Annotated in this window: 8 protein-coding genes; 3 read left to right on the plus strand and 5 right to left on the minus strand. The window is 65.5% G+C overall.

Annotated elements, in window-relative coordinates:
• Positions 1–106: 106 nt before the first annotated feature.
• On the minus strand, positions 107–1231 hold the full coding sequence (locus tag SAZ01S_RS20280) for an aminotransferase class V-fold PLP-dependent enzyme (RefSeq protein ID WP_084584070.1): 1125 nt from the start codon (positions 1229–1231) through the stop codon (positions 107–109).
• Entirely contained in the window at positions 1228–1992 is a 765-nt protein-coding gene (locus SAZ01S_RS20285) for a tryptophan 2,3-dioxygenase (protein ID WP_084584071.1), read from the minus strand. Before SAZ01S_RS20285 ends, SAZ01S_RS20280 begins: the two co-directional genes overlap by 4 nt.
• A 302-nt stretch (positions 1993–2294) precedes the next feature.
• Between SAZ01S_RS20285 and SAZ01S_RS20290 the strand changes: the two genes are divergently transcribed.
• The 3 genes from SAZ01S_RS20290 to SAZ01S_RS20300 all read left to right on the plus strand — a co-directional run bounded on the left by SAZ01S_RS20290 (position 2295) and on the right by SAZ01S_RS20300 (position 7586).
• The gene (locus SAZ01S_RS20290) at positions 2295–3170 is read left to right on the plus strand and encodes an RES domain-containing protein (protein WP_218018135.1); all 876 of its coding nucleotides are present in this window, start codon (positions 2295–2297) and stop codon (positions 3168–3170) included.
• A gap of 296 nt (positions 3171–3466) precedes the next feature.
• Positions 3467–6142 carry an aconitate hydratase AcnA gene (gene acnA, locus SAZ01S_RS20295; protein ID WP_084584073.1) on the plus strand — a complete coding sequence of 892 codons (2676 nt, stop codon included), beginning with the start codon at positions 3467–3469 and terminating at the stop codon, positions 6140–6142.
• 268 nt (positions 6143–6410) lie between these two features.
• Complete coding sequence (locus SAZ01S_RS20300) at positions 6411–7586, plus strand: NF038122 family metalloprotease (RefSeq protein WP_084584074.1); 1176 nt, start codon at positions 6411–6413, stop codon at positions 7584–7586.
• A gap of 61 nt (positions 7587–7647) precedes the next feature.
• Here the strand turns inward: SAZ01S_RS20300 and SAZ01S_RS20305 are convergent, their stop codons facing one another.
• The 3 genes from SAZ01S_RS20305 to SAZ01S_RS20315 are packed head-to-tail and all read right to left on the minus strand — an operon-like array spanning position 7648 to position 10408.
• Positions 7648–8127, minus strand: a complete 480-nt coding sequence (locus tag SAZ01S_RS20305; protein ID WP_084584075.1) for an FKBP-type peptidyl-prolyl cis-trans isomerase — start codon at positions 8125–8127, stop codon at positions 7648–7650.
• A complete protein-coding gene (locus tag SAZ01S_RS20310) occupies positions 8127–8993 on the minus strand; it encodes an S-methyl-5'-thioadenosine phosphorylase (RefSeq protein WP_084584076.1) in 867 nt (288 codons plus the stop codon). The genes SAZ01S_RS20305 and SAZ01S_RS20310 overlap by 1 nt, the downstream gene beginning before the upstream one ends.
• Positions 8990–10408, minus strand: a complete 1419-nt coding sequence (locus tag SAZ01S_RS20315) for an amino acid permease (protein ID WP_084584077.1) — start codon at positions 10406–10408, stop codon at positions 8990–8992. Before SAZ01S_RS20315 ends, SAZ01S_RS20310 begins: the two co-directional genes overlap by 4 nt.
• Positions 10409–10584: the final 176 nt, after the last annotated feature.

Consider the following 10584-nt stretch of genomic DNA (forward strand, 5'->3'; position numbering starts at 1 on the left):
GCGAAAGCCGGGATCCAGTCGCCTCTCCGCCGCAGCAAGAGCCGGAACGGAGACCCCAATGGATCCCGGCTTTCGCCGGGATGACGGGAGTTAGGCGTCAGGCCGGCTAGAGAGCGGCGAGCGCCTCGCGCAGCCGCGCCACATCGCGCGCGTCCTGGTAGAGACCCAGCCCGATGCGCAGCACGTCGCCGCGCACGTCGGTGACGATCTCGTCCTCCAGCAGCGCCTTCTGCCAGTCCGCCGCGTTCGGGCTGCGCAGCGCCACGAAGCGGGCCTGGGGTGCATCCGGCGCGGCGGGGTTGATCCGCTCGGCGTCGAGGGGGAAGTCCTCCAGCAACTGCGCGCGCAGCGGCGCGACATGGGCATTGATCGCCGCTGTCGTCAGTCCCTCGCGCGCCAGCATCTCGCGTACTGCGACGAAGCGGTAGAGCCCCGACGGATCGAAGGTCGCGCCGAGGAAGCGGCGGGCATCGGGCGCATAGCCGATCCGGCCCGGCGGCAGGGCCAGGTCCTCGAACTCGGCATACCAGCCGGTGATCTCCGGCCGCGGCCCGAAGCCGGGCGGCGCGTGGAGAAAGCCGACGCCTTCGCCCGCCATCGCATATTTGTACCCGCCAGCGACGTAGAACACCCGGTCCGCCACCGCCGACAGATCGGTCTCCACCGCCATGAAGCCGTGATAGCCGTCGATCAGCACCCAGGGCCCCTCGGGCCGCGCCAGCGCCGCGAGGTCGGTGATGCCATCGAAAATGTGGCCGGAGCCGAACTGGACATGGCTCGCCACGATCAGGTCGAACCCGCCGCCCTGCGCCGTGGCGACGATCTCGCCCATCGGCACGCGGGTGACCGTGGCCGTGCCGGCTTCCTCCCAGCGCAGCGACTGGCGGCGGAAGCTGTGGAACTCGCCGTCCGTCGCGAGGATGCGCAGCGGCCGGCGCGGCGCCATTGCCGAGACCACCCGCAGCAGCAGCTCATGCGTGTTCGACGCAAAGACGATCGTCGCAGGATCGGGCAGGCGCAGTTCGGCGGCGACCCCGGCCTGTGCGGCAGGCCAGACCTCCTCCATCACCCGACCCCATTTATTGTCGGCGAACCGCGCCGCGTCCTCCCACGCCGCCTGCTGGCCGAGCCACGAGGCATCGGGCCAGAGATGGTGGCTGTGCGCGGCGAAGTGCAGCCGGTCGGGCGCGGCGGCCAGCGCGCGCTGGAAGAGATGCTTGAAGCTGCTCATAGATCGGTCCTCAATGACCAGAGTTCGGGAAAGGCGCGCTTGGCGAGCGTCGATTCGAGATAGGAGACGCCCGGCGTGCCGCCGGTGCCCGGCTTGCCGCCGATCACCCGGCTGACGGTGAGCACATGCTTGTGCCGCCAGGTCGCCATCGCGTCGTCGATATCGACCAGCTTTTCGGCGAGCTGGTACAGGTCCCAGTAAAGACTGGTGTCGCGGTACACCTGGCCCCAGGCGGCGCGGACCGCATCGTTCGGCTGATAGGGTGTCGGCCAGTCGCGGTGCAGCACGGCATCGGGCAGGTCGAAGCCGGCGGCGGCGAGCGCGGCATTGGCATCGTCCCACAGGCTCGGCAGCGCGGCGGCTTCGTCGGTCAGCGGCCCCGGCACGCCGCCGCCGCGCAGACCCAGCATCGTCTCGACCGCGCGGAACTGGTCCGACTGGAAGCCCGAGCTGCCGCCGAGCACCGAGCGGAAGCGGGTATAGTCGCTGGGCGTCATCGTCGCGAGCACGTCCCAGCTCAGCGTCATCACCGCCTGGATGCGGCTCACCCGCGCCAGGCCCTTGTACGCCTCGATCAGCTTGCCCGCGCGCACCAGCCCCTTGGCGAGGTGCAGCTCGGCGAGGATCTGCTTGAGCCAGAGCTCCTTGGTCTGGTGGATGATGATGAACAGCAGCTCGTCATGCCGGTCCGACAGCGGATGCTGGGCGGCGAGCAGCTGGTCGAGGGCGAGATAGCGCCCATAGGTCATGCCTTCGGTCATGGGCGCGACGCTAGCAGCGGGGTGGGAAACGGCAATGGGGGAGGGGTGCCGTCAGCATGTGGCGACTACGCTGAGCTCTTTCCGCGGCGGCTGAGCCTGCCACTACTGGCTGAATTATGGAATCGTGGCTTTAGATCTACAGGGCGCCCATGACAGGCCGCCATGATTGTGGGAAGGTCGAGCTCATGAAACGCCCACCGAATGATCCTGGCCATATGTTGAGAGGCGTAGCTGCAGGCGACTTCACGAGAAGATTGATGGCCCTGCGGACACTTCGGCCGCGTCTGCTAAGCGACGAGCAGGTGTATGAACGGCTGAAACGCGCGCTAAATGGATATGTTCTCAATCCTGTAGAGTATGTCGGTCAGGCGCTATTTCGCGTTCGCATCAATAATGAGGATTCCGCCTACGAAGAGGCTAGCGAGCTATGGTACCCGCCTGCCCAATTTGTTCAGGCTCGAGGCCGCTTTAACGGTGTTGGTGAAACTCTTTTCTATTGCTGTGATAGCATGGATGCTGCGGCGGTTGAGGTCATGCTATCCGAACCGGCAACATTAACAGTCTTGGTGGCGGGTCTCGTAAATTCATCCGTCCTTCCGAAGTGCGTGCATATAGGTCTTCAGCATCTTCGGCCTCATAATAATTTCCGATCAAACTTGCCTGGAGGGCTGCGGGAAGATTTTGCTTTCCTGCAAAGCTTGGAACGAATGCGTATAAAAGACCGGTGGCTAAAACTTGATGAGCTGTGCGCGAATTTGGCTATGAAAATTTGCGACGGTGGAGACAGGGATGATCACTACAAGATTACCGGAGCTTTGGCGCGTTACCTCCTCCGAATGGAATGCGCTGGAATTATGTATCCTAGCGTAGCGACCGAGTATAAGGCACTTAACATCGCATTTAAGCCCGATGCGGCGGATCAGCTCCTCTTCCCCGCTGAAGCTTGGATGGTCTATGTTGAACCCGCTGTCGGCGAGATTACGGAACCGCTGCGTGGCCATCGAAAATTGCACCGGGTTAAAGCTCTTCGACGCAGCGAGAATATATCAGCGAGTGGCGCGATAAGTTGGAGTCGCCCGTTGGAGGATGATAGCATTTTGCCGCTGCTAAAAGCACCTACGCGGATCAGGAAATATCGCGAGCAGCGTGTTGGCAGCCAGACGCCCTCAGGAACATAACTCCAACGGACGCAATCCGGATCAGATGGCAAGTGTCAGGAAAAAATGGCTTTAGTTCGGAGCGGCATAATCCAGGCCTGGGCTGAGAAGCACATTGCTGCGTCGCGGGTTCGAAACCGTTACCGCTACCACCCGTCCCCCTACCAACGTCCCCTTTCCCTCCCCGCCGCACCGCGCTAAGGCCCCTCGCGAATCTTCGCATTCGCAGCACCCCGGCGGTGCGCCCGCGTGGCCTATAATGGGCTGCGTCCACCGAGCGCCCGGCGGACCTAATTAGGGAAAGGACCCCGCGCCTCATGACCGCCATCGGCAACGATACGCTCGGCACGCGTGACTCGCTCACCGTCGCCGGCAAGACCTACAGCTTCTACTCGCTCCCCAAGGCAGCGGCGAAGCTCGGCGACGTCAGCCGCCTGCCCTTCTCGATGAAGGTGCTGCTGGAGAACATGCTCCGCTTCGACGACGGCGTGACCGTCACCCCCGAGGATGCCCAGGCGATCGTCGACTGGCAGCAGAACCCCAAGGCGCCCAGCCGCGAGATCCAGTATCGCCCCGCGCGCGTGCTGATGCAGGACTTCACCGGCGTGCCCTGCGTGGTCGACCTGGCCGCGATGCGCGACGCGATCACCAAGCTTGGCGGCGATGCGGCCAAGATCAATCCGCAGGTGCCGGTGCACCTGGTGATCGACCACTCGGTGATGGTCGACGAGTTCGGCACGCCCCAGGCCTTCGAAGACAACGTCAAGCTCGAATATGAGCGCAATGCCGAGCGCTACGAGTTCCTCAAGTGGGGCTCCAAGGCGCTCAACAACTTCTCGGTGGTCCCGCCGGGCACCGGCATCTGCCACCAGGTGAACCTGGAATATATCGCCCAGTCGATCTGGTCGTCGCAGGCGCCCGATGGCGCGACGATCGCCTATCCGGATACGCTGGTCGGCACCGACAGCCACACGACGATGGTCAACGGCCTGGGCGTGCTCGGCTGGGGCGTGGGCGGCATCGAGGCGGAAGCCGCGATGCTCGGCCAGCCGGTGTCGATGCTGATCCCCGAAGTCGTCGGCTTCAAGCTCACCGGCAAGTTGGCCGAGGGCATCACCGCGACCGACCTGGTGCTCACCGTCACCCAGATGCTGCGTGCCAAGGGCGTCGTCGGCCGCTTCGTCGAGTTCTACGGCCCCGGCCTGCACGCGATGACGCTCGCCGATCGTGCCACCATCGCCAACATGGCGCCGGAATATGGCGCGACCTGCGGCTTCTTCCCGATCGACGACAAGACGCTCGATTACATGCGCCTCACCGGCCGCAGCGAAGAGAATGTCGCGCTGGTCGAGGCCTATGCCAAGGCGCAGGGCATGTGGCACGGCGAAGATGCGGTGGAGCCGATCTTCACCGACACGCTCGAGCTCGACATGTCGACCGTGCGTCCGTCGCTCGCCGGCCCGAAGCGCCCGCAGGACCGCGTCAGCCTCGACAGCGTCGACGAAGTGTTCAACGGCGACCTGACCAAGGTGTACAAGAAGGAGCAGCCCGCGCGCGTGAGCGTCGAGGGTCGCGACCATGACATCGGCGACGGCGACGTGGTGATCGCCGCGATCACCAGCTGCACCAACACCTCGAACCCGTCGGTGCTGATCGCCGCCGGCCTCGTCGCCCGCAAGGCGCGCGAAAAGGGCCTGACCCGCAAGCCGTGGGTGAAGACCTCGCTCGCCCCGGGCTCGCAGGTGGTCACCGACTATCTCAACAAGGCCGGCCTCACCGAGGATCTCGATGCGATCGGCTTCAACCTGGTCGGCTATGGCTGCACCACCTGCATCGGCAATTCGGGTCCGCTCGCCGAGCCGATCAGCCAGGCGATCAACGGCAACGACATCGTCGCCGCCTCGGTGCTGTCGGGCAACCGCAACTTCGAGGGCCGCGTCTCGCCGGACGTCCGCGCCAACTTCCTCGCCTCGCCGCCGCTGGTCGTCGCCTATGCGCTGAAGGGCACGGTGACCGAGGACATGTACGAGACCCCGATCGGCACCGGTTCGGACGGCACGCCCGTGTTCCTCAAGGACATCTGGCCCTCGAACGAGGAGATCCAGGGCCTGATCAACGCCAACATCAACGACGAGATGTTCCGCTCGCGCTACGGCAACGTCTATCTGGGCGACAGCCACTGGCAGGGCATTTCGGTGACCGTGTCGGACACCTATAGCTGGCCGACCTCGTCGACCTACATCCACAACCCGCCGTACTTCGACGGCATGTCGATGACCCCGGCGCCGGTGCAGGATATCGTCGACGCCAAGCCGCTGGCGATCCTGGGCGATTCGATCACCACCGATCACATCTCGCCCGCGGGCAGCATCAAGGCGGATTCGCCCGCCGGCGTGTTCCTCCAGGAGCACCAGGTGTCGAAGAAGGACTTCAACAGCTACGGCGCGCGCCGCGGCAACGATGAAGTCATGGTCCGCGGCACCTTCGCCAACATCCGCATCAAGAACGAGATGGTGCCGGGCGTCGAAGGCGGCATGACCAAATATGCCGGCGAAGTGATGCCGATCTACGACGCCGCGATGCGCCACAAGGCGGACGGCACCGCGCTCGTCATCGTCGCGGGCAAGGAATATGGCACCGGCTCGTCGCGCGACTGGGCGGCGAAGGGCACCAACCTGCTCGGCGTGCGCGCGGTGATCACCGAGAGCTTCGAGCGCATCCACCGCTCGAACCTGGTCGGCATGGGCGTGCTGCCGCTGCAGTTCGCCGAGGGCGTGACCCGCGAGACGCTGAAGCTGGACGGCTCGGAAACCTTCACCATCACCGGCGTCGCGGGCCTCCGCCCGCGCCAGGACGTGGAAGTGAAGCTGACCCGCGCCGATGGCTCGTCGGAAACCTTCCTCACCCGCTGCCGGATCGATACCGTCAACGAGCTGGAATATTTCCTCAACGGCGGCATCCTCCACTACGTGCTGCGCAAGCTCGCGGCCTGATCGCCCAATGAAAACAAGAGGCCGGTGCCTTCGCGAGAAGGCGCCGGCCTTTTTCATGCGCGTAACGTGCCGGCAAGAACGCATATTCATATGCGAACATATGAATATCACTTGTATCGTGGACGAAACATCATTTCAAATATTCGTTTCAATGTAACATTTATGCCTTGACCAAATCCCCTCCTGTCGGTCAGCTTGGTTAACAACCGGTTATCTCGCAATGCGAGAAAAAAGCCGGGGGATCATCGATCGAGACAAGGGGGTCTGGATGAACAAGATGGTACAGGGGCTGCTGGCCACAGCAGCGGCATTCGGCATGGCGATGACCGCCGTACCGGCTTCGGCAAATACCAAGATCGTGCTCAACGACATCGGTGGCGTGAAGGGTTCGCCCGCCGAACTCGGCTTCAAGATCGCTGCCAGCTACTGGGAAAGCGTCCTCACCAATAATGTGACGCTGAACTTCAATGTCGGCTTCGCGCCGCTCGGCCCCAAGGTGCTCGGCGGCACCCTGACGCGGAAATACGTCGTCGACATCGGTAGTTATCAGGAGGCGTTGGCACTGACGGGGAACAGCGCGTTGGACGCGTCCGTTGTCGCGCATCTCGCCCCGGTCAGTTCCAAGGGCAGCGTCACCGCGATCGTGCCGGCCTATGCGAATCCGATCACCAAGGACGGGATCGCCGACAACGGCGTCCGCATCGCGCCGAATGGGAGCGATCTCGCCAGCAATGTCGTGATCAGCTCGGCCAATCTGAAGGCGTTCGACGTCGCCATCGGCGGCGCCGACGCGCAGATCCAGTTCTCCAGCACGTTCGCCTTCGATTTCAATCCGCTGGACGGGATCAAGAGCGGCACCTACGACTTTATCGGCGTCGCCATTCACGAAATGGGGCACGCGCTCGGTTTCCTGAGTGGTGCAGACACGTTCGATTATAATGTCGGCACGGGCTTCAAGCCCGATGACTACGCCTTCGCGACCACCGCCGACTTGTTCCGCTACACCGGGGAGGACTCGCTCAACTGGGCGTTCAACCAGCCCGCCTATTTCTCGATCGATGGCGGCGCGACGCCGTTCCAGGGGGATGCCTATTTCTCCACCGGCGAAGACTTTGGGGACACCTGGCAGGCATCGCACTGGAAGGCCAACGATACCTGCCAGAACTTCATCGGGGTGATGAACCCCTATACCTGCGGCGGGCTGATGGACCAGGTTACCTCGGCCGACCTGGGGCTGTTCGACGCGATCGGCTGGAACACCAAGGTCGATGTCCTCGCCAACCCTGGCTACAAGGCGACGACCGCGGACGTGTTCCGGAGCTGGGTTGCCGCCGGCAATGCCGTGCCGGAGCCGGAAAGCTGGGCGATGCTGATCTTCGGCTTTGCGGCGATCGGCGGCGCGATGCGCTACCGGACCCGCAAGCTGCAGGTTCGCTACGCCTGATCCATCGCCATAGGCAGCGAAAGGCGGCCCCGCTCCGATCCGGCGCGGGGCTGTTTTCGTGTCAGCTGTCGCCGATGCCGAGCAGTTCGATCTTGAACAGCAGCGTCGCGCCGCCGGGGATCGGGCCCTTGCCCTGGAAGCCATAGCCGAGCTCGGCCGGCACTGCGATCTCGATCGTGTCGCCCACGCCCATCAGCGGCACCGCGATCTGCCAGGCGCGGATCAGCCGATCGAGCGGGAAGCGCGCGGGCGGGCCGCCATAGGAGCTGTCGAACTCGGTGCCGTCGACGAAGGTCCCTGCATAGTGGAGCGTCACCATGTCGGTGACCTTGGGATGGACGCCGGTGCCGTCGCCCTTCACCCGGCGCCAGCGCAAGCCGCCCTCGAGGGCTCGCCAGCCCTGCGCCGAGCCGCGGCTGGCCAGCGCGAGCGACTGGGCGCTCTGCCAGCGCAGATCCTGCGAGGGATCGGCCGGGGCTTCCTGCGCCAGCGCGGGGACGGCGGCCAGCAGCGCCGCCGCTGCGAGAAGATGCCGCGCCATCAGCCGAGCGCCCGCCCGGCAACGGCGTCGAGCTTCGCCAGCAGCTGCGGATCGCGTGCCGCGGGGGCCGTGATCAGCGCCATGTCGAGGCACGTGTCGATCGGCGACGGCGTGCGCTCGGCCGGCAGGTTGCGCAGCAGGTGCATCACCATCTTCCGCGCCTTTTCGGCATTGTTCGAGAGCTGGGCGATCACCTGTGCGACATCGACCGCCTCCTCGCCTTCGCGCCAGCAGTCATAGTCGGTGACCATGCCGACCAGCGCATAGGGCAGCTCGGCCTCGCGGGCGAGCTTGGCCTCGGGCATCGCGGTCATGCCGATGATGTCGCAGCCCCAGCTGCGATAGAGGTTGCTCTCGGCGCGAGTCGAGAATTGCGGGCCTTCCATCGCCAGATAGGTGCCGCCGACATGCGTGGTGGCGCCTGCCGCCTGCGCCGCCTCGGCTGCGAGCGCGGAGAGGCGCGGGCAGACCGGGTCGGCCATCGAGACGTGCGCGACCATGCCGGTGCCGAAGAAGCTGGGGGTGCGGCCCTTGGTGCGATCGATGAACTGGTCCGCAATGGTGAAGGTGCCCGGCGCGCGCTCCTCCGCCAGCGAGCCGACCGACGATACGGCGAGCACGTCGGTGACGCCCAGCCGTTTCAGCACGTCGATATTGGCGCGGACGTTGAGGTCCGAGGGGCTGATGCGGTGGCCGCGGCCGTGGCGCGGCAGGAATACCACCTTCACCTGCCCGACATGGCCGACGAAGCAGGCGTCCGATGGCTGGCCCCAGGGGCTCGCCACTTCCACCCATTCGCCGCCTTCGATGCCCTCGACATCGTACAGGCCCGAACCGCCGATGATCCCGATCGTCCAACCGCTCATGCTTCACCCTTTGCTGCGTTGCGGCGGGCATAGGCGAAATAGACGACGAGACCCAAGAGGTTCCAGCAGCCGAACCATATCTGCGTCTTGGTCGGCAGGCTGAGGAACAAATAGAGGCAGCCGAAGATCGCGCCGAGGCCCACCACCCAGGCGGCGGGCGTGCGGAATGGGCGGACGAGCTCCGGCGCGCGGCGCCGCAGCACCAGCAGGCACAGGCCGACCGCGGCGAAGGCGGTCAGCGTGCCCGCATTGGCGAGCGCGGCGATCTCGTCGATCGGCAGGAAGGCGGCGAAGACGCTGACCACCGCGGCGGTGAACAGCGTGATGCGCACCGGCGAACCGCGGCGCGATACCTTGGCGAGCGCCTTGGGCAACAGCCCGTCCCGTGCCATCACGAAGAAGATGCGGCTCTGGCCGAACAGGAAGCCGAGGATGACGGTGGGCAGCGCGACCACCGCGCTCAGCGCGAGGAACTTGGCGACGCCCGGCTGGCCGATGTCCCGCAGGATCAGCGCCAGCGGCTCGGGACTTGCGGCGAAGCGGCTATAGGGCAGCGCGCCGACGGCGGCGAGGGCCACGACCATGTAGATGGCGACGCACACCACCATCGATCCGACGATGCCGATCGCCAGATCGCGGCCGGGGTTCTTGGCTTCCTCGGCGGCGGTGGAGATCGCGTCGAAGCCGTAAAAGGCGAAGAAGATGATCGCCGCGGCGGCCATCATGCCGCGCTCGACCCCGCCGCTCGCCTGCTTGAAATAGCCGAACGGCGCGAAGGGATCGAAATTGGCGGAATCGAAATAGGGCAGGGCAACGGCGACGAACACCGCGAGCGCAACCAGTTTCACCGCGACGAGGATCGCATTGAGCGTCGCGCTTTCGCGGGTGCCGAGGATCAGCAGTCCGGCGACCACCCAGACGACGAACAGCGCCGGCACGTTGACGCCCCAATGCGCCACCTGCCCGGCGACCATCTGCGGGCCATGGGTGAGCTCGGCCGGCACGCCCAGCCCGGTCAGGAAGGGCGTGGCATAGCCCGACCAGCCGACCGCAACGGTGGCGACGACCAGCGTATATTCGGCGAGCAGGCTCCAGCCGACCACCCAGGCGACGATCTCGCCCAGCGCGACATAGCTGTAGGTATAGGCGCTGCCCGAGGTGGGGATGCTCGTCGCCAGCTCGGCATAGGCGAGCGCGGCGCAGGCGCAGATCGCCCCGGCGACGACGAAGGAGAGGATCACCGCGGGCCCGGCGCGGTCCGCGCCGACGCCGATCAGGGTGAGGATGCCGGTCCCGACGATCGCGCCCACCCCCAGCGCCACCAGATGATACCAGCCGAGCGTGCGCGCCAGGCGATGCGCATGCGGCTGGTCCTCCGCGGCGGTGATGGATTTCAGACGGAACAGACTGGCCATGGATCCTCCCCGTTGTGCTTGGCCCGTTGGTGATAGCGGGCCCGGGGGAGGGGGCAAGCCTAACTCCCCTCCCGCTTGCGGGAGGGGCAGGGGGAGGGTGCGACGTGGAAGCTCTTTCTGCGACGATGTCGCCCGCTACCCTCACGCACCCTCCCCTAACCCCTCCCGCAAGCGGG

The organism is Sphingomonas azotifigens NBRC 15497 (assembly GCF_002091475.1).
Lineage (GTDB): Bacteria > Pseudomonadota > Alphaproteobacteria > Sphingomonadales > Sphingomonadaceae > Sphingomonas > Sphingomonas azotifigens.